The following is a 25109-nucleotide window of genomic DNA, read 5'->3' on the forward strand; positions in this document are numbered from 1 at the left end:
GGCCGTTGGCGGTTGACAGTTAACCGTTGACCGTTGACGGTTTTACCGCACACTTATCTTAGATGATAAAGGATAACGGAGATTGCGGTATTGCATCATATCCACCTTAATGCTGCCAACGGTTATAGGGCTTTCAATGCGCAATGGAATATGGTTGGCATCATCGCTTACCCACACCGTCATTTTCTCTCCACCCTCAAATATGGTTCCCTTTACAAGCAGCGGGCTGAATTTAATGGCATTGAATTTTCCATAGCGTGTTTTTACAACCTCTTTACCAAGATAGCGGATGTAAAGATTATATACCTGGTTATCTAAAAACATACTGAAAGGGATTTTATCGTCAATTTTATACTGGCTGAAATTAATATTGCGTGCATAATAAACGGCGCTTAAAACATCCTGTATGCAATTGGGAACCGTATAAGTTCCTTTTGTTGAAGTGGCTGTATTAGCCTTCCTGTTGAAAGTTATATTCTCTGTTTTTTTATAACCGCCTTCATTCACATTGCGGATAAATTTCAAAGGCAGCAAATAGGCTGTATCAAAAAAAGTTTCATAGCGGTCCCTTACTTTAAATATCCAGTCATACCGCGAGTTGGAAGTGCCGGTGCCCACCGCATGATAAACAGGTATATTATTTAATTTTTCAAGCGTTGTGGTAAAATTAGCTGTGCCTGCATTTATATATATGCCTATCACAGAATAATAAACAGTAAAGGTTATGCTTTCACCTGCTTTAAAAGCCGTATTGCGTATGCCGCAAAATTCATCATTATCGGCTGAAAGCCTTAAGCATATTATCAAACAAAAAAAACATACCAGGAGTTTTCTTATCACGATTTCTTGTTGTTTTGTTTATCTCCTCTTTTAAAAAGCTTTATACCCAGCAAAAACAAACTGCCGGCTGCCGATGGTATTATAAGGTTTACAAACCAAATTACTGCTATAGTTGCGATAACGCCAAATGCATCAGGCGTTATTAGTCCAAACAACTGCGTACCGGCCTGTCCTCTTATGCCAACATCAGCGAACGGAATGGTTGGCAAAATTGCCAGGAATAAAAATAAAACACTGGTTGTACAAAAAGCATCAACAGCATCAATCTTTACTTCAAATAAATGCAGCACCACCATGTACTGAACAGCAAAAACAATGAAACGAATGAATGACAAACCTAAAATTCTTGTTAACTCTTTCCAATGAAATGCTTCTACATTTTCAATTAAATATTTATAACGCAGCATGAAAGGTATTTTTTCGGCAAGCCGCGTAAGCCACGATAACCTGAAATAAGTAATCAACAATATTAATGTGCCTAAAATAATCATTGAAATAATGCCGTTAAGCCACAAAACCGACAACCCTTCCAGCGGCTCAAACTTTGGCCATGCAAAGGTTTTCAAATAAATTAAAGATGTGGTGCCCACAACAAGCGTAACAATAAGCTGCGCCATGCTGCCCGCCACATTCAAAGCAACGGAACGCAAACGGTTTCCTTCCTTCATATACAAAGCACGGGCAGGATATTCACCAAAACCATTTGGTAAAAACAATGACAATGCCAGCCCTGATAAAATAGCTTTAATTGCGGTTATAAAATTCACCTTCTCCACCGGGCGCATTAATAGCTGCCATTTACGCGCTTCAATGCTCCAGTTTAAACAAAGCAATAAAAACAGGCTTACGATTTTCCATATATTTTTTGAAGAAAAAGAGCTTTTAAGCACCTCCAATTTCTGCGGAAGATCAGGCTGCGTTTCTACTTTTTTGTAAATGATATAAACCAGCACAATAAAAAGCAACGGCCCTAAAACATAATTCAATAAAACCTTTAATTGCCTTGCAAGATGTTTTTTTTGCATGAAGTTTAATAATGTACAAATAGTACTTTCACGTTTCAATGAATAGCGCTTCAAAAATAATTCTCGGAATTGATCCCGGCACCGTTATCATGGGCTACGCAGTTTTATCTGTAAAAGGCAATGAAATAAAATTGCTGCACATGAACGTTTTAAAACTTACTGCACAAAAAGACACTTATCAAAAACTCGAAATTATTTTTTCAAAAGTAAGTGAACTTATAAAAAACTATAACCCTAATATGTTTGCCATAGAAGCGCCGTTTTATGGCAAAAACGTTCAAAGCATGCTTAAACTTGGGCGGGCACAGGGCGTGGCCATTGCAGCAGCCATGCAGGCCGCATTGCCTGTAACAGAATACTCTCCTAAAAAAATAAAGCAGTCCATTACCGGCAATGGTAATTCAACCAAAGAACAGGTGTATAAAATGCTGCAGCAAATAATTAAGCTGGAAGAGGTGCCGCATTTTTTTGATGCAACCGATGCTTTGGCTGTAGCGCTTTGCCATCATTATGCATCAGGCACTATTGTTTCAGCTCAGCAAAAATCATTCAAAGGCTGGAAAGAATTTATTGCGAATAACCCGGGCAGGCTTATCAATAATCAGTGATCAATGTTTACTTAAAAATGCTCAATATTCAATACGCAATAATCAATGTTCAATTGCAAACGTTTACAAAATGCGTATTGAATATTGAGTATTAATTATTGATTATTATAATTTAAAAATTAACCTTAAGTAAACAATATTGAAGAATCAATATTCAAAGGTGCGCTTGCCAAAGCATATTTATATCCGGCATCTTCTTTACCTTCCTAAAAAGAAAACCAATATTTTGTTTTCAACAAAAGGTGCATAACAATTCCCGGCATTTTTATTTTGGGTTATTACTTTACATGCATGTTTTGGTTAACACCGCAATTAACGCGGGCACGTTATTAAAAGGGAATTTCGTGTAAATCGAAAACTATCCCGTAGCTGTAAGCTCTGTGAAAATTGTTTATATTAAATGCCACTGTAAATTATAACGGGAAGGTTATAAACAATGGAGCAAGTCAGAAGACCTGCCAAAACATCCATAAGCAATCAGGCCTTCGGAGGAAAGGCAGGATCTGGTTTTACAAACACGGCGCATCAGCCGCAGCGCATTGTATGCCCAGCTTCTTTTCTCTCCGTGGCAAACTATAAATAAGATTTATAAAGATTGCTTGCACCAGCGAAAATTTGAAAGCTTAGGTTTTATATACATCAATATATAAAAATATATAAAAGGTTTTTATTTTCTGCATTTATAAATACATTTTCTTCTGTTTATAACGGCATTAGCTGTTACAGATAGAAGTTTCGCTTTAAAATAAATTATTATGGGGTTATTTGATAAGAGAATTCAGTACAAGCCATTTGAGTATCCTGAAGTGCTTCAGTTTACCACGGCCATCAATAAATCTTTTTGGGTTCATTCGGAAATAGACTTTACTGCCGATGTTCAGGATTTTCATGCCCACTTAAGCCCTGCCGAGCAAAATGCCATAAAAAACAGCCTGCTTGCCATTGCCCAGGTGGAAGTGGCGGTGAAATCGTTTTGGGGAAACCTGTACCATCATTTTCCAAAACCGGAAATTAATGGCCTGGGCGCCACTTTTGCCGAATGTGAATTCAGGCATTCCGAAGCGTATTCCCGCCTGCTGGAAGTGCTCGGTTATAATAATGAATTTGAACACCTCTTGCAGGTGCCTGTAATAAAAGAACGCATCGATTATCTTTCAACTGCATTGCAGCATACAAAATCAACCGACCAAAAAGAATACGTCTTTTCGCTCATTCTTTTCAGTATGCTTATTGAAAATGTGAGCCTCTTCAGCCAGTTTGCCATCATTCTTGCCTTTACCAGGTTTAAAGGCCTTATGAAAAACGTAAGCAATATTATTGCCTGGACATCGGTGGATGAACAGATACATGCAAATGCGGGCATCTTCCTCGTAAACAAACTGAAAGAAGAATATCCTGATATATTCAGTGAAAGCATGGTAAGCAGGATTCGCGATATTGTGGACCAATCTATTTACACCGAAATACGGATAATCGACTGGATATTCAGCGCAGGCGAACTGGATATCATCCGTAAATACGACCTCGCTAATTTTATGAAGAAACGCGCAGATGACAGCCTGGTTCAAATAGGGTTAAAACCTTTATTCAATGTAAGCAATGCACAAATTGCTCCAATGGTTTGGTTTGAAGAAGAAGTTTTCTCCAATAGCCTCGACGATTTTTTTGCCAAACGCCCGGTAGAATATACCAAGTTTGACAAGAGCATTTCTGCCGACGATTTATTTTAACTATTTATAATTTCTTACAATCTAATCATCCTTTAAATTTTCCGTTAATGACAACATTGTTTGACGCAGCAGATGTGCCGGCGCCTGCCGCCCAGCTATCAGATATAGCCGGCAAATATGAGCAGGAAAAGCTCTGGTGGAAAAATGAAGAAAGTGAACAAATATTAAACCGCGGTTATCTTTTAAAAGGGGAAACAGTTGATGGCGCTATAGAAAGAATTTGCGCCGCCGCCGCACAGCGGTTATATAAACCTGAATTAAAAGATGCATTTCGCGAAATGATAGAACGGGGATGGATGAGCCTCAGTTCGCCCATTTGGGCCAATATGGGCACCGAGCGCGGGCTTCCCATATCGTGCTTTAATGTGCATGTGCCTGATTATATTGAAGGCATTACCCATAAACTGGGCGAAGTAATTATGCAAACCAAACTGGGCGGCGGCACATCTGCTTATTTTGGCGCTTTGCGCGAAAGAGGCAGTGCTGTTACAGATAATGGTAAAAGCAGCGGTGCAGTAAGTTTTATGCGGTTATTTGATACGGCAATGGATACGGTTTCCCAGGGTGGCGTACGCCGTGGCGCTTTTGCAGCTTATCTTGATATTGACCACGGCGACATAGAAGAGTTTCTTTCTATAAAAGATATTGGCCATCCCATACAAAATCTTTTTTACGGTGTGTGTGTACCTGATTACTGGATGCAGGATATGATTGACGGGGATAAGAAGAAGAGAGAGATTTGGGCAAAAGTGTTGGAGAGCCGCCAGCAGAAAGGATTGCCTTATATCTTTTTCACCGATAACGTAAACAGGAATAAGCCCCAGGTGTATAAAGATGCGGATTTAACCATTCATGCCAGCAACCTCTGCTCAGAAATTATGTTGCCTTCAAATGAAGATGAATCTTTCATCTGCTGCCTTTCATCTATGAACCTTGAATTGTATGATGAATGGAAAGATACAAACGCCGTTAAGCTGGCTATCTTTTTCCTGGATGCCGTGCTGCAGGAATTCATTACCAAAACAGAAGGCAATCACTATCTTAAATCGGCCAACCTGTTTGCCAAAAGGCACAGGGCACTGGGTTTAGGCGTATTAGGCTGGCATTCTTATTTGCAAAAAAATATGATCCCTTTTGAAGGGCTAAGGGCTAAGCAATTAACTTCCCTTATATTTAAAGATATTCAAACCAAAGCTGTAAAAGCCAGTAAAGATTTGGCATGGATATATGGAGAACCGGAAATGCTAAAAGGTTATGGTTTAAGAAATACAACTCTGCTGGCAATAGCGCCCACCACTTCTTCTTCCGCTATACTTGGCCAAACTTCTCCCGGCATTGAACCGTATAGCAGCAACTATTATAAAGCCGGTTTATCAAAAGGGAATTTTATCCGCAAGAATAAATACCTTAAGGAAGTGCTTGTAAAAAAAGGTATTGACAATGAAGATACCTGGCGCAGCATTATGCTGAACCATGGCAGTGTTCAGCATATTAAAGAATTATCGGCTGAAGAAAAAGAAGTGTTTAAAACATTCAAAGAAATAAGCCAGCTCGAAATCATCCAGCAGGCGTCCATTCGCCAGCAATATGTTGACCAGTCGCAAAGCCTTAACTTAAATATACCTGCAGACCTTCCTGTAAAGGATGTAAACAGGCTGCTGATTGAGGCCTGGAAACTGGGAGTAAAAACACTTTACTACCAGCGCAGCCAAAGCGTTTCAAAAGAAATGGTAACAAGCCTGGTAAGCTGTAAAAGTTGTGAAGCATAAAATTGTATTATCAAAACAAAAAAGCGGCCTTGTAAATTATGCAAGGCCGCTTTTTATATGCCTCTTTATTGAATAAGGTCAATTAAGTTATACTGTGCACCTGCTTTTGTTTTGAGTGTTGCTTTTTTTGCTCCGTATTTAATGGTACACAAACTATCGTTTTTTGAAAATAATGTTGCCTGCACAAGCTTGCCGTTTTTCCATTGCATGTCAATTACAAAACCACCTCTTGCGCAAAGCCCGTTAATTGAGCCATCTTTCCAGGAAGCAGGCAATGCCGGCAGTAGTTCTATAAAATTTTCATGGCTTTGCAATAACATTTCTGCAATACCAGCCGCAGCGCCAAAATTGCCATCCAACTGAAATGGCGGATGTGCGCAAAATAAATTATTGTATGTGCCACCGGCGTTATTCATAGCAACACCGGCTACATGTACAGGTTTTAACAGGCGGTTCAATAATTTTAAAGCATGATCGCCATCGTGCAAACGCGCCCAGAAATTTATCTTCCAGGCTAAAGACCATCCCGTGCCATCATCGCCCCGCGCCTCAAGCGATTTCTTTGCAGCTTCAGCCAATGCCGGTGTTTTATCTAATGTAATTTCATCGCCGGGATATAAAGCAAACAAATGCGACGTATGGCGATGATGCGGTTCAACTTCTTTAAATTCCTGCGCCCATTCCATCAACCTTCCATCTTTTCCAATGCCGGGCATAGCAAGCTCATTATTGGTTTGTTGCAACTGATGAACAAAATCATCACTGCTATTTATATTTAATACTTGCGCAGCCTGTAAGGTATTGTTGAATAAATCGCGGATTACTTCCTGGTCGTGAGACGGCCCCATGCTTATGCTGGCAATGCTTCCGTCGGGCGCAACAAAACTATTTTCCGGTGACGATGCCGGCCCCGAAACAAGTTTGCCGCTTGAAGGATCTTTTACAAGCCAGTCAAAATAAAACAAACATGCTTTTTGCAAAATTGGATATACGCGGCGCAAATAAGCAGTGTCGGATGTAAATGCATAATGTTCCCATAAATGCTGGCACATCCAGGCGGTTGCGCCAACATGCAAACCCCAGGACGGGTCTTCGCCGGGCGCTGTATAACCCCATACATTTGTAATAGGATGAATGCACCATCCATGCATGTTATATTGCACTGATGCAGTTTTTGTTCCGGGCGTTACCAGCGATTCAATCAAATCAATCAACTGCATATCACATTCAGAAAGATTGGTAACTTCCGAAGGCCAGTAATTCATCTGCACATTAATATCCGTATGATAATCTCCGTTCCAGGGCGTTTGAATTTTATTGGCCCAGATACCTTGCAGGTTAGCCGGCAAACTGCCTTCCCTTGATGATGATAATAACACATAACGGCCAAACTGGTAATACAATGAATAAAGGCTCGATTCATTATTTGTATGAAGATTTTCTTCAAGCAATTTATTGGTAGGTAAATTTTCAGTTGAAGAGCCTGCTAACTGCAATGAAGACCTTTTCATGAACGATGAAAAATCTTTTACATGGTTTTCTTTTAAAGTATTGTATGGTGTTGAAACAGCTTTATTAGTTATTGCATTTAATTCACCTTCAAAATTATTATTTACATAATCCGGATAATGAAGCCTGTAGTTAGTGGCAGCAGTAACAATAATGGTGACAGCATTTGCTTTTGAAACAATGAGTTTATTGCCATCCTGTTTTATGCTTCCGCCATTTATAACAGGCACCGCATACAATTTATATTTCATACCATCGCCACCTTTACCATTGGTAAGTGTGCCACTCATAACAAGCCTGTTATTACCTGCAATGGTTGTAAATTTTTCAGGACGGTTAACAGACAGCGCAAATGAAATTGCATTGGCTTTATCTGCCGTTAAACGAATAACGAGGGCTTTATCAGGATTGCTTGCAAACACTTCCCTCGTGAATTCAATATTGTTTTGCCGGTATTTTGTAAGGGCAATACCATTTATTAAATCTAACGCACGGTAATAATTGCTGTAAGCAGATTTTGTATTGAAATCAAGCCACAGATCACCCAATGTTTGATAGCAGCCATAAGGCACAGCAGCGCCATTGCCGCTTCCTGAACCAACACCTTTGCACACCTGCGTTTTATTGGTAAGCGCTGTAGCCTCTTTATACTTTCCTTCAAACAATAATTGCCTTATCTGCCCCAGGTATTTTGAAGCTTCAGGATTATCATTATCATCATTGCTTCCGCTCCACAGCGATTTTTCATTCAGTTGCAACCGCTCTCTATTTACATCGCCAAAAACCATTGCACCTATAAAACCATTACCAACCGGCAAAGCTTTCAGCCATTCAGGATCATTGATCCATCCATCTAAAGTATCTTTTACACTGGCATTGGCGGGATGATCGTACCAGAGTTTTGCATGATTATTTTGACCGGAAAGACGGTTGCTGTTTATAAGCAGTAACAACAAAAAAAATGTAATGGCAATCTTGATCTTAAACATAAAAATCTGTCAGGTTTTATATAGTTCATTAGGTGCACAACGCTTAAACACTAATGTTCAATTTATACTGCACATAGCCTTAATTGAAATAAACCGGCTGCCTTTGCGTTTATTTCATTCGCCAATATACTTCAACGCTGGTTATATTATCAATTCAGTACTGGATAGTTAACTGTTAAGCATTGCAACTGCAGATAATTTATTTTGGAGTTGATGGAGGAAGCGTAACATTTGCCGTTTAGTTTACAGCAAAAAATCTTAGGGTTATAATAAAAGTTAAGGATATTGTTGTGTGGGCCCGTATGATTTTAGACTGCCTATAGTTTATTTATTTCCTTCATTACATTTTCTACTATGGCGTCGCAATAGACTAAATTAAATTCAAACAGTTCCGCGCTGGAATATGTTTTTTCAATCTCATTTCTCAACATTGTTTTCGCCCTGTTTAGGCGCACCTTCACATTGGCTTCACTGATGTGGAGCAACTGCGACGTTTCCAATACACTCAAACCATTTATCTCCCGCAGGGAAAATACTATACGGTAATCAAAGGGAATTTCTGCAAGTGCATCTTCAATAATGTGCCCCAGTTCACGGGTTTGAACTACTTTGCCTGTATCATTATTCTGATTGGTAAACATTGGCTTTGAATTGTCGTTTGCATCATATATTACCTCATTTTTAAACCCTGCCTTTTCTTTTTTCCTGTAACAATTGTTCATCATAATGCGTATGATCCAGGTTTTGAAACCAGAACGGCCTTCAAACTGCTGCAGGTTTTTATAAGCATCAATAAAGGTTTCCTGCATTAAATCCTGCGTATCTTCATGATTATAATTATAAGACCTGCCGGTCTTATATAAATAGGGATTAAAGCGCCTTACAATGATTTCGTAAAGCGCCTTTTCTCCCTGTATGACCCTTGCTATAATTTCCGCTTCGGTAAGTTGTTCGGGTGAAGCCATAAGCCTGCAATAATTTTAAGCTGCAACCCTGGATAATCTTGCCATTGAAAAAGCCGAAATGGCCATCACCAGGTCGCGAACTGCCACATCTACATAATTAAAACCTGCAAGCAGCGTTAACGCAATTGAGGTGAGCCAGGCTGCAACAATATATCCGCCAATTTCCGCCTTTTTAAGCACAATAATGCCTGCAATAATTTCAATAATTCCTACTATCATCATAAAGGTGGACGCGGGAAAGGGCAGCAAGCCTGCTATTGAAGGATTCAGGTATTGCTCCCAATTGGTAAGCAGGTTTGTGAATTTATCAGCGCCGGCAACAATGGGCACTATTACAAATGTGAACTTTAACAGCCTGAATGTTTGCATCACCGGTTGTTGTGTAATTGGAGTTTCCATTTTTTTACTTTTAAATTGTTCCTATTCTGTTAGAGTTGGCAGGTTTTAAAAAGGTTACAACAATTTTATCTGTAATAAAAAATAGCCCGCAGTATTACTTCAACATTTACACAGCTATGCACAAAGCTTTGCAACCGGTTATTCATTTACCGGCATAATAAAGAAGTGCTATCAATAAAAAATGCTCATTACCTGCAGACGCAGCAATGAGCATTTTACTTATCAGTTTCTTTTATCTAAACGTTGAAAGATTATATTTTAAAAGAATAACCATCGCGGTATTGCCTTCTCACAAACTGGTTGGCTTCGTCAAAATTGGTAATCTTCATTTCATCAGCATTCCATAAAAGTTTTTTTCTGCCCGGGAAACGGCCTTTATCGTCTTTTACATTCCAGCTGCGAAGTGCAAGGTTGGCAAACAAAACTGTTTCCGTAAGCGGGCCGGCATAATCAAAATTGGAACTGGTGTATCCTTTTCCATAACCGGCTATGCAGGCATTAACCCATTGTGCATAGTGCCCTTCCTGTCCGCCGGGCACACGATCAACGGTTTTGGGAACATTACCCACTTCTTTTGTTCTTGAAGTTGGTAACAGTGTTGGATTAGCGCCGTAGCATCCGCACATCATTTTGCCTTTTGTACCTTCTATTATAGCGCCGCCATCAGCATTGCCCATTTGTTCATCAGGGCCTAATTCATCGGGGCGTTCAGGCCGTATATTGCCATCCATCCAGGTAAGTTTCACATCGGGCTTTCCATTCTTTCCGGGGAATTTTATTTTGATAGAAGAAGCAGCAGGACAGCTTTCCGGGTGATATGCCGGTGTCCACATTTTTTCATAAATATCCGCTACGCTGCATTCCACTTCTGAAGGATAACCAAGTCCAACCACTTTAAATGGCGGATCAATAATATGACATCCCATATCGCCTAAAGCACCGGTGCCAAAATCCCAATAGCCGCGCCAGCTAAACGGAACAAAGCCATCATGGTATTCATGAAACGCAGTGGGGCCGAGCCATAAATTCCAATCCAGTTCAGGAGGTATCTGGTCTTTGGTTGTGGGATAGCCGGTACCTTGTGGCCATACGGGCCTGTTAGTCCAGCAACGTATGGTATGTGCATCTCCTATCAGCCCGGCATTATACCAATCCTGCATTTGCCGCACACCGTCGCCGGATGAACCCTGGTTGCCCATTTGCGTTACAACTTTATATTTCCTGGCAGCCTCCGTTAACATTCTCGCTTCATAAATGTCATGCGTCATTGGTTTTTGAACATACACATGCTTTCCCATTTGCATAGCCATTAATGCAGCAACTGCATGGCAATGATCGGGGATGGAAACAGAAACAGCATCAATGTTTCCCCTTTCTTTTTCAAGCATTTCCCTGAAGTCTTTATAATAAGTGGCTTTAGGGAAATTAGCCCTGGTTTTGGCTGATGCCCTGTCGTCAACATCACATAATGCCACAATGTTGGCATTACCCGATTTAAAGAACATAGCAATATCGCTTTGGCCTTTACCACCGGCGCCTATCGAGCCAATGTTTAGTTTGTCGCTTGGGGCTACGTAGCCTTTACCCAATACATGGCGTGGAACAATGGTAATACCTGCAGCAGCAATAGAAGCGTTGCGGATGAAACTTCTTCTTGAATTGTCTTTCGGTTTGTTGTCATTCATAAAGCAATCCTTTAAATTATGAGGTTTATATTTTATGTGAGCAAGTTATTAACCATTTGCGAAAGACAGTGCAAGAAATTTTTAAGGCCGCTGTTTTAAATCTTGTTATTAAAATACGAACTCATTACCTGCCCGGATGAATAGTACAGTGATGAAGTTTATTCTATCCGGGCATTACCATAATATCGCAAGGTTTATCCGATGCAGTACACTCAAAAGTTATACTGCCATTTTTATCGCTAATGATTTTTTTTAATGGCTTATTATTCACTAAGATTGAATAGCTTTTATTACCCGAAAGATTGGAAAGAATATATTTCGCTGTGAATGTTGTTTTTGCTGCGGGTTGTAACCAGGTGTATTGTTCAGGCTTCCAGTTTTTTATATGAGTTTAACAATCTTTCCAATTTCAACAGATATTATAAAAGATAGTAACCCCCCGTGCAAAGCCACATCCATTATATGTACACTTAAAACATATCAGCTCAAAATGCAAAAAAGACAAAATAATATACCAGTATATACCTGTTTGTTTTATATTTGCCGGTCTTCATTGTTTAACACATGAAAAAAAAAATAACGGAACTCATTCAGATTGATCCTTCGCTTGCCACGCCTGTTTACAAACAGATTGTGCAGTCTATTCACCGGAATATAGATAACGGTGTTTTGGTAAAAGACGACATCCTTCCCTCCGTAAATAAAATCTCGGAGGTTTTTTCGCTGGCAAGAGGTTCTGTTTTCAGCGCCTACAACGATTTAAGGGCATCCGGCATTATCGATTCCATTCCCGGAAAAGGTTATTTTGTAAAAAGTACAGACACCAAACAAATAAAGCGCATCTTTCTTTTGTTCAGCACTTTTACGCTCTATAAAGAAACTTTGTTTAATGCATTATTGAATGCCCTGCCAAAGGATTGCACGCTTGATATTTATTTCCACCACCACAGCATAAAAATGTTTGAATCGCTCATTCGCGAACAGGGCGGCTATTATAACACGTTTATCATAATGCCCGAGGTAAATGATACAACGTCTTCCATACTTTCCAGGCTCGACCAGCGCAATACTTTCCTGCTGGACGTTGGCTTTAAAGAATATAAAAAAGAATATCCGGGCGTATATCAAAACTTTGAAAAAGATATTTACTCTATCCTTCTTTCCAACAAAAATCTTATAACAAAGTATAAAAGGTTACTGCTTGTTTTTCCCGAATCTGTCCGCACAAAAGATATTATAACGGGCTTCAACAAATTCGCTAAAACAAAAACCATTGCCACCGCAGTTATTAATACCGTTAATGAAGTCAACATTAAAAAACTCGATGCCTTTATTGTTATTGACGACAACGATCTTGTTCAGATTGTAAAATTTGCAAAATCAAAAGGCTGGCAGCCGGGTAAAGACATTGGCATTATTTCCTATAACGAAACCAATTTAAAAAGCGTAATTGGCAATGGCATTACAACCATTACAACCGATTTTGAAGCCATGGGCCGTTCAATGGCTGAAATGGTAATAAACGGAGACCACCATGTTATTGAAAATCCTTTTATCATGATAGACAGGCAATCATTTTAAATATTACAGCATTATGAGTTCTATTCTCGAACCCGGCATAACATTTATAAACAAAGAATTAAAAGGAAAAAATATTGATCGTATAGACAGAAGATTAAAAAATTTAAAAGACATATTTTTTGATAAGACTGCATTGGAGAAGATGGACCCCGAAACAGTGGTGTATGAAGTTGAATCTTATTTTCCGGTTGAGCATGACATAGAAGGCGGTTTGTTTTACGGCATAACCTATATACATCCAGGCACGGTGGGCAACGAATATTTTATGACGAAAGGCCATTTTCATAAAATAAGAAACCGCGGTGAATTTTATTGCACATTACAGGGCGAAGGCATGTTGATCTTAATGGACGAAAACCGCAATACATGGGCTGAAAAAATGTATCCGGGCAGCATTCATTATATCAAAGGCAATACAGCACACCGTACTGCCAACACAGGCAATACCATACTTTCTTTTAGCGCCTTCTGGCCTTCTGATGCCGGTCATGATTATGCCACCATCAGCGAACAGGGCTTTTCAAAAATCCTTGTACAGCGACAAGGCAAACCAGAACTTATTAGCAGGTAACCTTTATAAATAATTGTGATGAATGATTTTTTTATCGGCATTGATTTAGGCGGCACAAGAATAAAACTTGGGTTGGTGAGCTGCAATAAGCAAGGCAATAACATGCTGGTTGATAAACAAATTATTCCCGCACAATCAGCAAAAGGGTTAGCTGCAACCCTGCCCGTAATAAAAGATCACATGAATGCATTGCTTCATGCAAACAATGTTAATATCAATACATTTAAAGGCATTGGTTTTGGGTTCCCGGGACTGGTAGATCCAACCACCAATCAAATATTAAGCACTAACGCTAAATACGATGATGCCTTGCATATAAAGCTGGATGAATGGGTGCAGGCCAACTGGAACGTTGATTTTTTTATGGATAACGATGCCCGTCTTGCTGCTGTGGGTGAATGGAAATATGGCGCCGGCAGCGATACAGATGACCTTGTAGTGATGACGATTGGCACAGGCATCGGCACGTCCGTTATTATGAACGGGCAGGTAATGCGTGGCAAACATTTTGAGGCCGGTTGCCTCGGCGGGCACATCTCGGTTGTTTATAATGGCAGGCAATGCACCTGCGGCAATAAAGGCTGCGTGGAAGCCTATGCCGCAACCTGGAGTTTAAAAGAAAGGATACAGGCGCATGAAGCATTCGGCAAGAGTTCATTATCAAAAGTTGATGTGATAGATTTTGAAGCCTTGTTTAACGAAGCAGATAAAAACGATGCGCTGGCTGTTGAATTTAAAAACGATTGCATACAGCTTTGGTCCGCAGCTATTGTAAACCTCATTCATGCTTACGACCCGGAAGTAGTGGTTATTGGCGGCGGTGTAATGCACCGGCATGAAGAATTGATACCAGGTATAAAAGAACTTGTTCATAAACATGCCTGGACGCCATGGGGAAAGGTTGAAATTGAACCATCGCAACTGTTAAGCGATGCGGGCATTTATGGCGCTGTGTATTGTTTGCAGCATAAAGTATAATTGATATTGCTGATTGATTTTATAAAGACGATTGAACACTGCTTCAATCATCAAACTGGTTAATAATATAGAGATGCCTCGTTACCCGGCATGACGTTTGAAGACCGTGAACAAACACAGCCACATTGAACGTCATTTCGGCGACAGGAGAAATCTCCCGGGTATTAGCCAGGTCTATACAATAAGAGTAAATACATAAAGATTAAATTATAAATTTCTAATGGCTACGTATATTCCTAATTATAACAAGTTTCCTATTGTTCAGGCAAATAATAAAAATGTTGTTTGTGGCGAGGGCTGGGAACAGGTTAGCAATATTATCAACAACAGCATTCAATCAGTACCCAATACAAAAAAAATTATTGCCATTGAATGTTATACCGAAATACTGGATGAAGAAGTGTTGAACAATCTTCAATCTTCAGTTAAAGGTGAATTTATTCTTACCAAAGACTACATGCTGCCTGAAGATGCAATCAGCAAAATGGTATATCCAGATGTTACGGATGATGCAGTATTTGGTTATATCACCCGTCTTACAATCAACGATTTTTTTGATGCAGAAAAGATTGAGCATTTCAAAAAAGAATTAGAACAGAAACAAGGCACAATAATTATATATGGCGTTGGAGCAACCCTGCTTCCCCAGCAATATGACCTCCTGCTTTATTTAGATATGACACGCTGGGAAGGCCAGCTTCGCCAACGCAGGAATGAAGTAAGTAACCTTGGTGTAAATAATAAAAACCTGAAAGCTTCACTTCAATATAAACAAGCCTATTTTGTTGACTGGCGTGTGGTTAATCGCCACAAAAAAACATTGATGAACAAATGGGATTTTGTAGTGGACACCGTTAAAAAAAATAACCCTAAAATTGTTGATGGCAAAGCTTTCAACGAAGCATTAAAACAAACGGCGCATCAGCCTTTCCGCGTTGTTCCGTTTTTTGATCCCGGCCCCTGGGGCGGGCAATGGATGAAGAAATATTGCGGCCTTGATAAGAGCGAAAAAAACTTTGCCTGGTGCTTCGATGGTGTGCCGGAAGAAAACAGTTTATTGTTGCAGTTTAATGATGTTGTTTTTGAAACGCCTTCCATCAACGTTGTTTTTGCGCAGCCAAAAGCCTTATTAGGCAATGTTGTTGAAGCGAGGTTTGGCGCAGAGTTTCCCATCCGTTTCGATTTTTTAGATACGATTGAAGGTGGCAACCTAAGCCTGCAGGTGCATCCAACAAATGAATATATCCGTGAAAAATTCGGCATGTTTTATACGCAGGATGAAAGCTATTATATGCTGGATGCCGATGAAGATGCTTTTGTATATCTCGGCTTAAAAGATAACATTGAACCACAACAAATGATTGCCGAATTAACGGAAGCGCAAAAAGGCGAACAACCTTTTGATGCTGACAAATTCGTAAATAAAATACCTGTCAAAAAACACGATCATGTTTTAATACCATCCGGCACGGTGCATTGTTCCGGCAGGGGAAGCATGGTGCTTGAAATAAGTGCAACCCCCTACATCTTCACATTTAAATTATGGGATTGGGGAAGATTGGGTTTAGATGGAAAGCCACGGCCCATTAATATAAAACATGGCGAAAAAGTTATTGACTGGTCGCGTACAACCGAATGGACAAAAAATAATTTAGTTAACACAATAAAAGAAATAAACCGCGGTGATGGCTGGCGGGAAGAATATACCGGCCTGCATGAAACTGAGTTTATAGAAACACGCCGTCATTGGTTTACAGCCACAGTACCGCATCAAACAAATGGCAGTGTGAATGTGCTGAATTTGATTGAAGGCCGTGAAGCGATTGTTGAAAGCCCGGCCAATGCATTCGAACCTTTTATTGTGCATTATGCAGAAACGTTCATCATTCCCGAATCAGTGAAAGAATATACGATTCGCCCTTATGGTGAAAGTGAAGGAAAAGAGTGCGCAACATTGAAAGCGTTTGTAAGATTTAAAGCATAAAGTTTTTAATCAACACATGCAAGTTGATTGATTTAATAAAGTTCTTTGAATGTCATGTCGGGGTAACGAGACATCTCTTGAAAATAAAGATGAGTGAATAATTGTTTGACCTTAATAGAATTTAGCAACACCTTCTTCAACCTTATTAATAAAATAATAAGGTTGGGTTTTATAATTATGATTTTTTCTATTAAGGTTGAGCAAGTTTAAATCGTTGATTAATTATTATGCCTGTTGATAATCGGGAGATTTCCCCTATCGTCGAAATGACGTTGCAACAAACCTGACAGGTTTTTGAAACCTGTTAGGTTTAATATAATTCAAACAAAAATCACAAAAATATATGAGTGAATATGTAACCAAACCCATTCCCGTTACAAAGCCTGATGTGGCTTTTGTATCAAGGCCGTGGGGCACTTTTAAACAGTTTGCATTCAATGAAGATTGCACGGTAAGTTTAATGAGCGTGCTGCCCGGCCAGCGTTTAAGCCTTCAGTCGCATACAGGCCGTGCAGAACTTTGGATTGTGATTGATGATGGCGCCACCGTGCAGGTTGGCGATGACATAAAAGATTGCAATGCAGGCGATGAAATATGGATTCCTGCCAATGAAAAGCACCGCCTTTCCTGCAAAGGAGATAAAGCAGTGCGTGTGCTGGAAGTGGCATTTGGCAACTGGCAGCAGGCCGATATTCAACGCTACGATGATGATTACAAACGTCCTGGAGAAGGAGAATAAACAACAACGATTGCCTTATGAATTTTAGTAAACGAACAAACTATATCTGTTTTGCCGTTGCGCTTGGCGGTTTATTATTCGGGTTTGATACAGCCGTTATTTCAGGCGCTATCAGTTTTGTAAAAACACAATTTTCATTAGATACAGTTGCTGAAGGCTGGTTAGTGAGCAGCGGCTTATTAGGTTCTATCATCGGCGTATTTACAACAGGTATTATCAGCGATAGAATTGGCAGAAAGAAAACCATCATCATCGCGGCAGTTATGTTTTTATTATCAGGGTTTGGTTGCGGTTTTGCTTCTTCCTTTACCTTACTTGTGGCTGCAAGAATGATCGGCGGCATTGGCGTTGGCATGGCTTCTGTTATCTCGCCCATGTATATATCAGAATTTGCACCGGCAGATAAAAGAGGAAGAATGGTTGCTTATTATCAACTCGCTATTACTTTCGGCATTCTTCTCGCCTACTTTTCAAATGCAGCTATACTGTCTGCATCAGGCAACAGCGGCAGTGAATTACTGGCAGAACCCTGGCGTGGCATGTTTATGGTGATGTGTATTCCTTCTATCCTCTTTTTATTCTTATTGATAAAAGTGCCCGAAAGCCCGCGCTGGCTGGTTGAGGTAAACAGGCAGGCCGATGCACAGAATATTTTATACACAGTTCGCCCGAAACCCGCAGCAGATAAGGAACTCAGCGATATTGAAAATGCAAGGGCAAGAACAAAAACAGCCTCGGTCTCTTTGTTGCACCCATCGGTCCGCATTCCGTTAATCATCGGAATTGTATTGGCGGTGCTGCAACAATTTTCCGGCATCAATGCTATTATTTATTATGGCCCCAACATATTTCAGTCGGCAGGTTTTGACAGTAGCAATGCATTAATGTTCCAGGTTATTATCGGCACGGTAAATTTTTTATCTACCATTATTGCTATTGCTTACGCTGATAAATACGGCCGCAAATTTTTATTAAAAACCGGGTTAACAGGCATCATCATTTCACTGATATTATGCGGCGCTCTTTTTTATACCAACAATACACAAGGCATTTTATTATTGGTATTAATGATGATCTATATTATTTGTTTCGCCTTCTCTATAGGCCCGGTAACATGGATCATCATCAATGAAATTTTTCCAACGCATGTGCGTGTAAAAGCAGTTACGGTTTGCACTATGGCTTTGTGGATAGCCGTATGGCTGGTTGGCCAGTTCTTTCCCTGGCTGCTGGAAAAAGTGGGGCCCGCATTTACCTTTTGGGCATTCGCAGTCTTCAGTTTAATCAATCTCATATTCAGTTTAACAATTGTAAAAGAAACAAAAGGCAAAACACTCGAAGAAATGGATACGGCTTTTGTTGCGCCTCATTAAAAAAAACACTATTATTCATTAATAAAACAATAACAATGGCTTCAAGAAGAAAATTTTTACAAACCGCCGCATTGGGCTCTGCTGCTGCTTTAAGCAGCACCAAACTTATAGCCCGGGATAAAAAAATATATAACATAAAAGATAACCCGGTTGTTGTATCTACATGGGGTTTCGGACAAACGGCAAATGCAGGCGCCTGGGAAATTTTAGGTAAGGGCGGAAGAGCATTGGATGCTGTTGAAGCCGGTGTAAAAATTCCTGAAGCCGATCCAACCAATCAAACTATTGGATTAGGTGGATTGCCTGATCGTGACGGCCATGTAACACTTGATGCCTGCATTATGGATGAAAATTATAACTGTGGTTCTGTAATGTGCCTTGAACATATTGTTCATGCTATTTCTGTTGCAAGATTGGTGATGGAAAAAACGCCGCATATTGTTTTAGCTGGTGAAGGCGCATTGCAATTCGCGTTAGCCAATGGTTTTAAAAAAGAAAATCTTTTAACACCAGAAAGCGAAAAGGCATGGAAAGAATGGTTGAAGACATCTAACTATCATCCGGAGATAAATGTGGAGAACAGGTTGTATGATAAAAGCAAAGACCCTATGCCGGGCGGGCCGTCCAACCATGACACTATTGGCATGATGGCAATGGATGCAAACGGTAATTTAAGCGGCGCATGCACAACGAGCGGGCTCGCTTACAAAATTCATGGCCGTGTTGGCGACTCTCCTATCATTGGCGCTGGCTTATATGTTGATAATGAAATTGGTGCGGCAACATCAACCGGTGTGGGTGAAGAAGTAATTCGCATTGTTGGTTCACATTTAGTGGTTGAATTGATGCGGCAAGGCAAAAGCCCTGAAGATGCGTGCAGGGAAGCTGTTGAAAGAATTGTAAAAAGAAATCCTGAAAAATCAAAAGATATTCAGGTAGGTTTTGTAGCATTGAATAAAAAAGGTGAATATGGCGCCTATAGTTTGCAACCGGGTTTTGTTTACTCTGTAACCGGTAAAACAATCAATAAAATATTTCCTTCAAAAAGTTTTTATAAATAAAATCTATGAGTAATAAAGCAGTATTGGAAGTTTGTGCTTTTCATATTGAGTCTTGTTTAATTGCAGAAAAATGCGGCGCTGTGCGTGTTGAATTATGCGACAACCCGATAGAAGGCGGCACCACGCCAAGCTATGGCACAATTAAATTAGTAAGAGAAAAAATCTCGATCAAATTATATCCCATTTTAAGGCCGCGTTCAGGCAATTATTTTTATAGTGATGAGGAATTTGATATTCTGAAAGATGATATTGAAATGTGCAAACAATTAGGTTGTGATGGAATTTCTGTTGGCATATCAAAGATTAATTCTGAAGTAGATACAGAAAGATTGAAACGCATTGTTGAATGGGCTGGCCCTATGGGTGTTACCTGTAATCGCATATTTGATTGCGCGCCGGATGCCTTTAAAGCATTGGAAGATATTATTAGTTGTGGCTGCGAACGCATACTTACATCAGGGCAAAAAAGCGCGGCGCCGGATGCCGCTGAACTTTTAAAACAACTGGTTGATAAAGCCGGTGACAGAATTATCATTATGCCAGGCGCCGGTGTAAAATCATCCAACATTGCAAAGCTGAGAGATGCAAGTGGCGCAAAAGAATTTCATTCATCTGCCAGGAAAATTGCACCGAACCCTGTTACCTATATTAACAAAGAAGTAAGTGATTATGGCAATGTTTATATTGCCGATGAAGCTGAAGTAAAAGCTATGATTTCAGCATTAAACAGTTAGGCGTATAAAAATGTATTCATCAAATAACTCCTGTTTTAAAAATCAGGAGTTATTTGTTTTAACCACTTTCATCTTTGGTGTAAGAAAATGAATAATAACCCATGCAAGCAGATAAGCCAGGCCGCATATTATAAAAAGAATATTATAGCCGGCAACAATGTCTCCCTTTGATTTATAAGCATCCAAAAGATAGCCTACGAGAATGGGGAAAAGAATACCGCCTAAGGATCCGGCCATTCCTCCTATTCCAATCACAGAGCTCAATGCTTTTTTGGGAAACATATCGGATGCAATTGTAAAAATGTTGGCGCTCCATGCATTGTGTGCTGCTGCAGCAAGGCTGATTAAAACAACAACTGTCCATATATCACCTGCATATTTTGCATACATAACCGGCAATACACAAATTGCTGCTATAAGCAATGTAGCCTTTCTTGCTTTAAAAACAGGCCAGCCACTTTTTATTAAATAAGAAGAAAGATAACCGCCGCCAACGCTGCCAATGGTTGTGGCAAGATAAACAGCGCCCAACTGAAGACTGGGCTTTGATAAATCTAAAGAAAAGGTAGATGAAAAATAAGATGGCAGCCAGAATAAAAAGAACCACCAGATAGGATCGGTAAGAAACTTACCTGTGATAAACGCCCATGTTTGCCGAAGGCCAAGTAACTTAAACCAGCTTATTTTTTCTGTTTCTTCCGTTTCATCAACATCGCTGTTTATATAGTTGTATTCCGTTTGTGAAAGACGTTTTTTCTTTTCGGGCACTTCATAAAAAAACAGCCAGCATACCAGCCATATAAAACCAAGTGCACCGGTAATAATAAATGCTTCTTTCCAGCCATAAGCAGCTAATATAAGCGGAACAATAATGGGTGCAATAACAGCGCCAATGCTTGCGCCCGAATTAAACAAACCGGTTGCCAATGCCCTTTCTTTTTTAGGAAACCATTCAGCAATAGCTTTTATGGCAGCAGGAAAATTCCCCGACTCTCCTATTCCCAAAAAACTTCTTACCATAATAAAACCACCAGTGCTTTTTACGAAAGCATGCAGCATGGCGGCAATACTCCACAATATGATTGAAATGGTATAACCCAGCTTTGTACCTATACCGTCTATCAGCCTTCCAAAAAATAATAAGCCTATTGCATAGGTAAAAGAAAAGGCCATCACAATACGGCTGTAATCCGTTTCTGTCCAGTTGAATTCCTTTTCCAGTACGGGTTTCAGCAAACCAATAACCTGCCTGTCAATATAATTGATAGTGGTTGCAAAGAATAATAATACAACAACCATCCAGCGGATGTTGCTGTTTTTTTTATTAAAAGGAATGATCACAGTTTTAGAATTCATTTTGCAAGCTGTGGTTTTGCATGTTTTTATTTAGACCTCAGATGCGCAGATAACCCTACGCATTTGTGGTGAACAATTTTTATTTTTTATTACCTCCAAACTGCCGCCCTCCGGGGCTTTTGTCAAAACATACACTAATCATTATTGCCAGGCTTTGAAAGCTCACCGCGCATTTGCTCCAGTATCTTATTATTTGCTTCAATAAGATGCGCTGTATTGCCGGCTTTGTACCATTCCAAAAACCTGTCCTGGTGATAAAAAGGCTCCGGCGTAAGCAATTCGTTTTCGAGATAACTTATAAGACTTGAATAATAAGAATCTGTTTCACCGGCAATCATAACCCTTGCACGCAAAGCATTAAAATCATTCAGTTGCTGATTGATTGTCTTAATATAAGCAGGATGCTGAAATGCAGGCGTATCAATGGTTTCCATCACTTCTTTTATAAACATGCCGGCGCCGCCATCTTTATTAGGTTGTTCCAGCCCCATTAAACCGGCAATGGTTGGCGTAAGATCTGTGTGTTCAAAATATGATAACCGCCTGCCTTTAGCGATGGACGGGCCAGCAAATAGCATCGGCGTTATCACACTGTCTTTATCAACCATAGGATGCCAGCCCTTTTCACTTTGCCCATGATCGGAAGTAACAATAAGTAACGTGGATTCCCACTTGCCGGTTCGTTTTAAATCATCGGTCAATACACCTAATAACATGTCTGCGTTTTCAACAGCTTCAACATAAGGCGAACCTTCGCCCCAAATATTCCTGTAATAAGATTTATCCGGTGTTGTATAAGATAAGAAGCGGCCTTCATTACCCGGTGTTTGTAAATGTATCCTGAAATAACGTACGTCATATTCATGCAGCAATTCAATACTTTGCTTTACCACCTGTTCATCTGTTATACCGGGATTATGAATATTAATGGTAAAGCCGTTGCTTACAGATGTATAGGCTTTTGTATTTACTATAAATGCAGTTGTTTGATTTGAAGGAAATATATCCTGCAACATTTTATTTCCCCGTTTAATAAACAATGTTCCTTCCTGCAAAACAGGGTTGGGAAATGATGAACTGTGTATGCGGCCATATTCACCAACCGTGGGATGATGCGGCATGATCATGTGCGACTGTTCAATATAAGTACCTTCTTTTATCAGGCTGTTGAAAACGGGCATATTCAGCCTCGCAGGCGCTTTCCAGTGAAGCCCGTCAATAAAAAATACGATTACATTTTCCGGTTTATTCATGATTCGATTAGTACTTTATTTTGAAGCTGTGAGGTATCAGCTCTCAGCTATGAGGTATCGGCTTTCAGCTTGTTTCAACAAATTCAGTAATCACAACTGCCACCTCTCCTCTTATTCAAAAAACAATCAACAATGTTCAATATAAAAGCGCTCACATTGATTATTGATTATTGAACATTGATTATTGAATATTTCACCACTCACACCACTAACTCCTCAATCTCTTCTTCCAAACACGGCGCCTCTTTCAATAGGCATTACATTATCTGCATAAAACTTCAACCAGTTGTTTTCAAGCTTTCTTGCTTTTGGTTTCCAGTTATTCATGCGGTTTGAAAACTCCTCTTCGCTGATTAAAAGATCAATTTTTCTTTTATCAAGATCAATTAAAACAGTATCGCCATTTTCAATAATTGCCAGCGGCCCGCCACACGCAGCTTCCGGCATCACCTGCCCTATTGTAATGCCTTTATTCAATCCCGACAATTCACCATCTGTAACAACCGCCACTGTATCTGCCAGGCCTGCACCGCTTAAAGCAGCCATAAAACTGCAGGCGAATACGGTACCCGGCCCGCCAACCGGCCCCATCATGCGCAACACCACAATATCACCTTTAATAATGTTGCCTTTGGCAAGCTCCTGCATCGCCAGGTCTTCATCTTCATACACTTTTGCAGGGCCACTAAAAATACGGTTAGCCACATCAATGCCTGAAAGTTTAACAATTGCACCGGATGGCGCTATGCTGCCCCTTATAATGGCAAGGCCCGGTTCTTTTCTAAAGGGATTTTGCATGGTATGAATGATGGCTTCATCAATTTCAGCAGGCCGCTCCAGCACAGCAGCCAGCGTTTTATTTTCAACCGTTAATACAGCCGTATTGAGTAATGTTTTAAGTTGATGCAATACAGCATTCGTGCCGCCGGCTTTATCAAAATCTTCAATACGGTCAGGGCCGTTTGGCCGTATTTGTGTGATCTGTGAAAGCTTTAAGGATTCATCTTCAAACATTTTTATCATGTCAATATCTAAACCTGCTTCTACCGATATGGCAGTAAGATGCCGAACTGTATTTACAGAACAACCAATGGAGACAGCAACACGCACAGCATTTTCAAAAGCCTCTTTGGTTAATATATCTCTCGGGCAAACATTCTGTTCAACAAGTTCCAGTATTTTAAAACCTGCGCTTCTTACAATCTCTTTTAAGCGTTCACTGCCAGCCCTTACCGGCGTTGTTTGGGGCAAGGCCATGCCCAGTGCTTCCGCCATACAATGCATTGAATTGGCTGTGGCAAGGCCTGCACATACGCCGGGCCCTTTGATAGCGCAACGCGTCCAGTCTTTCATTTCATCCAGCGTCATCTTTCCTGTAAGCAAAGTGCCAACGCCTTTATACACTTCTTCAATATCTACATTTCTTCCATTACAGGCGCCGCCAAGCTGGTAACCGCAAGGCACAACAATGGAAGGAATATTTAACCTTGCAGCCGCCATAAGATGCGCCGGTGTTGTTTTATCGCAGGATGATAATAAGATCATCCCATCCAGCACAGCGCCTTCAATCATTACTTCAATATCATTCACCATCAGGTCGCGTGTTGGCATAAGATAACGCGCCTTCTTACCCGCAGATGTTACAAAATCTGATGGTGCAATTGTATTTACTTCAAACGCCAGGCCGCCTGCTTCACGCACCGCTTCCTGCGCCAGTTTTGAAAATGCATCGAGATGCTGGTAACAAACCGACAGGCCGGATGAGGAATTGATGATGGCTATTTTTGGTTTATGAAAATCTGCTTCATTTATGCCCATAGCAATCCACTGAGCCCTTCTTACAGCCCATCTTGTACTGCCTTCTTCAAAATTGCTCCTGAGATTATTTTTCATTCGTGCAAGTTTGTTTTTTCAATGGTCTCATGGAACGCCCTTAAGTACATTCCCCTGTGTGTGAAAA

The 25109-nt window shown here is 40.2% G+C and carries 20 protein-coding genes and 1 riboswitch; of the genes, 11 read left to right on the forward strand and 9 right to left on the reverse strand.

Annotated elements, in window-relative coordinates; genetic code table 11:
• Positions 1-42 precede the first annotated feature (42 nt).
• The gene (locus BM015_RS14895; protein ID WP_245751445.1) at positions 43-840 is read right to left on the reverse strand and encodes a DUF3108 domain-containing protein; all 798 of its coding nucleotides are present in this window, start codon (positions 838-840) and stop codon (positions 43-45) included.
• Complete coding sequence (locus tag BM015_RS14900) at positions 837-1865, reverse strand: lysylphosphatidylglycerol synthase transmembrane domain-containing protein (protein ID WP_143075881.1); 1029 nt, start codon at positions 1863-1865, stop codon at positions 837-839. Before BM015_RS14900 ends, BM015_RS14895 begins: the two co-directional genes overlap by 4 nt.
• Positions 1866-1903: 38 nt before the next feature.
• Between BM015_RS14900 and ruvC the strand changes: the two genes are divergently transcribed.
• The 3 genes from ruvC to BM015_RS14915 all read left to right on the forward strand — a co-directional run bounded on the left by ruvC (position 1904) and on the right by BM015_RS14915 (position 5972).
• Positions 1904-2473 (forward strand): crossover junction endodeoxyribonuclease RuvC, encoded by a 570-nt coding sequence (gene ruvC, locus BM015_RS14905; protein WP_090660124.1) that lies wholly within the window; start codon positions 1904-1906, stop codon positions 2471-2473.
• Positions 2474-2753: 280 nt separating this feature from the next.
• Positions 2754-2950, forward strand: a riboswitch (cobalamin riboswitch).
• Between the two features lie 278 nt (positions 2951-3228).
• Positions 3229-4203 carry a ribonucleotide-diphosphate reductase subunit beta gene (locus tag BM015_RS14910; RefSeq protein WP_090660127.1) on the forward strand — a complete coding sequence of 325 codons (975 nt, stop codon included), beginning with the start codon at positions 3229-3231 and terminating at the stop codon, positions 4201-4203.
• Between the two features lie 47 nt (positions 4204-4250).
• A complete protein-coding gene (locus tag BM015_RS14915) occupies positions 4251-5972 on the forward strand; it encodes a ribonucleoside-diphosphate reductase subunit alpha (protein ID WP_090660130.1) in 1722 nt (573 codons plus the stop codon).
• 65 nt (positions 5973-6037) lie between these two features.
• Here the strand turns inward: BM015_RS14915 and BM015_RS14920 are convergent, their stop codons facing one another.
• The 4 genes from BM015_RS14920 to BM015_RS14935 form a co-directional block, all read right to left on the reverse strand.
• A complete protein-coding gene (locus BM015_RS14920; RefSeq protein ID WP_090660133.1) occupies positions 6038-8470 on the reverse strand; it encodes a glycoside hydrolase family 95 protein in 2433 nt (810 codons plus the stop codon).
• A gap of 317 nt (positions 8471-8787) precedes the next feature.
• On the reverse strand, positions 8788-9435 hold the full coding sequence (locus tag BM015_RS14925; protein WP_090660136.1) for a sigma-70 family RNA polymerase sigma factor: 648 nt from the start codon (positions 9433-9435) through the stop codon (positions 8788-8790).
• A gap of 15 nt (positions 9436-9450) precedes the next feature.
• Positions 9451-9834, reverse strand: a complete 384-nt coding sequence (locus tag BM015_RS14930) for a hypothetical protein (RefSeq protein ID WP_090660140.1) — start codon at positions 9832-9834, stop codon at positions 9451-9453.
• A gap of 251 nt (positions 9835-10085) precedes the next feature.
• Positions 10086-11519 (reverse strand): Gfo/Idh/MocA family protein, encoded by a 1434-nt coding sequence (locus tag BM015_RS14935; protein WP_090660143.1) that lies wholly within the window; start codon positions 11517-11519, stop codon positions 10086-10088.
• A gap of 564 nt (positions 11520-12083) precedes the next feature.
• Between BM015_RS14935 and BM015_RS14940 the strand changes: the two genes are divergently transcribed.
• The 8 genes from BM015_RS14940 (at position 12084) to BM015_RS14975 (ending at position 20540) form a co-directional block, all read left to right on the forward strand.
• Positions 12084-13100 carry a GntR family transcriptional regulator gene (locus tag BM015_RS14940; RefSeq protein ID WP_090660146.1) on the forward strand — a complete coding sequence of 339 codons (1017 nt, stop codon included), beginning with the start codon at positions 12084-12086 and terminating at the stop codon, positions 13098-13100.
• A 13-nt stretch (positions 13101-13113) separates the two neighbouring features.
• A complete protein-coding gene (locus tag BM015_RS14945; RefSeq protein WP_090660149.1) occupies positions 13114-13671 on the forward strand; it encodes a glucose-6-phosphate isomerase family protein in 558 nt (185 codons plus the stop codon).
• A gap of 18 nt (positions 13672-13689) precedes the next feature.
• The gene (locus tag BM015_RS14950; RefSeq protein WP_090660152.1) at positions 13690-14649 is read left to right on the forward strand and encodes an ROK family protein; all 960 of its coding nucleotides are present in this window, start codon (positions 13690-13692) and stop codon (positions 14647-14649) included.
• A gap of 220 nt (positions 14650-14869) precedes the next feature.
• Entirely contained in the window at positions 14870-16633 is a 1764-nt protein-coding gene (locus BM015_RS14955) for a class I mannose-6-phosphate isomerase (RefSeq protein WP_090660155.1), read from the forward strand.
• A 343-nt stretch (positions 16634-16976) separates the two neighbouring features.
• Positions 16977-17372 carry a phosphomannose isomerase type II C-terminal cupin domain gene (locus tag BM015_RS14960; RefSeq protein ID WP_090660158.1) on the forward strand — a complete coding sequence of 132 codons (396 nt, stop codon included), beginning with the start codon at positions 16977-16979 and terminating at the stop codon, positions 17370-17372.
• 17 nt (positions 17373-17389) lie between these two features.
• Complete coding sequence (locus tag BM015_RS14965; RefSeq protein WP_090660161.1) at positions 17390-18745, forward strand: sugar porter family MFS transporter; 1356 nt, start codon at positions 17390-17392, stop codon at positions 18743-18745.
• A 35-nt stretch (positions 18746-18780) separates the two neighbouring features.
• Positions 18781-19806: a glycosylasparaginase gene (locus BM015_RS14970; RefSeq protein ID WP_090660164.1), complete on the forward strand. Its 1026-nt coding sequence runs from the start codon at positions 18781-18783 to the stop codon at positions 19804-19806.
• A 5-nt stretch (positions 19807-19811) separates the two neighbouring features.
• Positions 19812-20540, forward strand: a complete 729-nt coding sequence (locus BM015_RS14975; protein ID WP_090660167.1) for a copper homeostasis protein CutC — start codon at positions 19812-19814, stop codon at positions 20538-20540.
• Positions 20541-20582: 42 nt separating this feature from the next.
• On the opposite strand, the gene BM015_RS14980 is transcribed toward BM015_RS14975, so the two are convergent.
• The 3 genes from BM015_RS14980 to ilvD form a co-directional block, all read right to left on the reverse strand.
• Positions 20583-21896 carry an MFS transporter gene (locus BM015_RS14980; RefSeq protein ID WP_090660170.1) on the reverse strand — a complete coding sequence of 438 codons (1314 nt, stop codon included), beginning with the start codon at positions 21894-21896 and terminating at the stop codon, positions 20583-20585.
• Positions 21897-22030: 134 nt separating this feature from the next.
• Positions 22031-23149: a sulfatase-like hydrolase/transferase gene (locus BM015_RS14985; RefSeq protein ID WP_090660173.1), complete on the reverse strand. Its 1119-nt coding sequence runs from the start codon at positions 23147-23149 to the stop codon at positions 22031-22033.
• A 216-nt stretch (positions 23150-23365) separates the two neighbouring features.
• A complete protein-coding gene (ilvD, locus tag BM015_RS14990) occupies positions 23366-25042 on the reverse strand; it encodes a dihydroxy-acid dehydratase (protein ID WP_218148506.1) in 1677 nt (558 codons plus the stop codon).
• Positions 25043-25109: the final 67 nt, after the last annotated feature.

The sequence above is a fragment of the Parafilimonas terrae genome (assembly GCF_900115755.1).
Taxonomy (GTDB): domain Bacteria; phylum Bacteroidota; class Bacteroidia; order Chitinophagales; family Chitinophagaceae; genus Parafilimonas; species Parafilimonas terrae.

Bases quoted from the DNA above. Each gene is read 5' to 3' on its own strand.
- BM015_RS14900 (WP_143075881.1), bottom strand. From the start codon at position 1,865: ATGCAAAAAAAACATCTTGCAAGGCAATTAAAGGTTTTATTGAATTAT.
- ruvC (WP_090660124.1), top strand. From the start codon at position 1,904: ATGAATAGCGCTTCAAAAATAATTCTCGGAATTGATCCCGGCACCGTT.
- BM015_RS14910 (WP_090660127.1), top strand. From the start codon at position 3,229: ATGGGGTTATTTGATAAGAGAATTCAGTACAAGCCATTTGAGTATCCT.
- BM015_RS14915 (WP_090660130.1), top strand. From the start codon at position 4,251: ATGACAACATTGTTTGACGCAGCAGATGTGCCGGCGCCTGCCGCCCAG.
- BM015_RS14920 (WP_090660133.1), bottom strand. From the start codon at position 8,470: ATGTTTAAGATCAAGATTGCCATTACATTTTTTTTGTTGTTACTGCTT.
- BM015_RS14925 (WP_090660136.1), bottom strand. From the start codon at position 9,435: ATGGCTTCACCCGAACAACTTACCGAAGCGGAAATTATAGCAAGGGTC.
- BM015_RS14930 (WP_090660140.1), bottom strand. From the start codon at position 9,834: ATGGAAACTCCAATTACACAACAACCGGTGATGCAAACATTCAGGCTG.
- BM015_RS14935 (WP_090660143.1), bottom strand. From the start codon at position 11,519: ATGAATGACAACAAACCGAAAGACAATTCAAGAAGAAGTTTCATCCGC.
- BM015_RS14940 (WP_090660146.1), top strand. From the start codon at position 12,084: ATGAAAAAAAAAATAACGGAACTCATTCAGATTGATCCTTCGCTTGCC.
- BM015_RS14945 (WP_090660149.1), top strand. From the start codon at position 13,114: ATGAGTTCTATTCTCGAACCCGGCATAACATTTATAAACAAAGAATTA.
- BM015_RS14950 (WP_090660152.1), top strand. From the start codon at position 13,690: ATGAATGATTTTTTTATCGGCATTGATTTAGGCGGCACAAGAATAAAA.
- BM015_RS14955 (WP_090660155.1), top strand. From the start codon at position 14,870: ATGGCTACGTATATTCCTAATTATAACAAGTTTCCTATTGTTCAGGCA.
- BM015_RS14960 (WP_090660158.1), top strand. From the start codon at position 16,977: ATGAGTGAATATGTAACCAAACCCATTCCCGTTACAAAGCCTGATGTG.
- BM015_RS14965 (WP_090660161.1), top strand. From the start codon at position 17,390: ATGAATTTTAGTAAACGAACAAACTATATCTGTTTTGCCGTTGCGCTT.
- BM015_RS14970 (WP_090660164.1), top strand. From the start codon at position 18,781: ATGGCTTCAAGAAGAAAATTTTTACAAACCGCCGCATTGGGCTCTGCT.
- BM015_RS14975 (WP_090660167.1), top strand. From the start codon at position 19,812: ATGAGTAATAAAGCAGTATTGGAAGTTTGTGCTTTTCATATTGAGTCT.
- BM015_RS14980 (WP_090660170.1), bottom strand. From the start codon at position 21,896: ATGAATTCTAAAACTGTGATCATTCCTTTTAATAAAAAAAACAGCAAC.
- BM015_RS14985 (WP_090660173.1), bottom strand. From the start codon at position 23,149: ATGAATAAACCGGAAAATGTAATCGTATTTTTTATTGACGGGCTTCAC.
- ilvD (WP_218148506.1), bottom strand. From the start codon at position 25,042: ATGAAAAATAATCTCAGGAGCAATTTTGAAGAAGGCAGTACAAGATGG.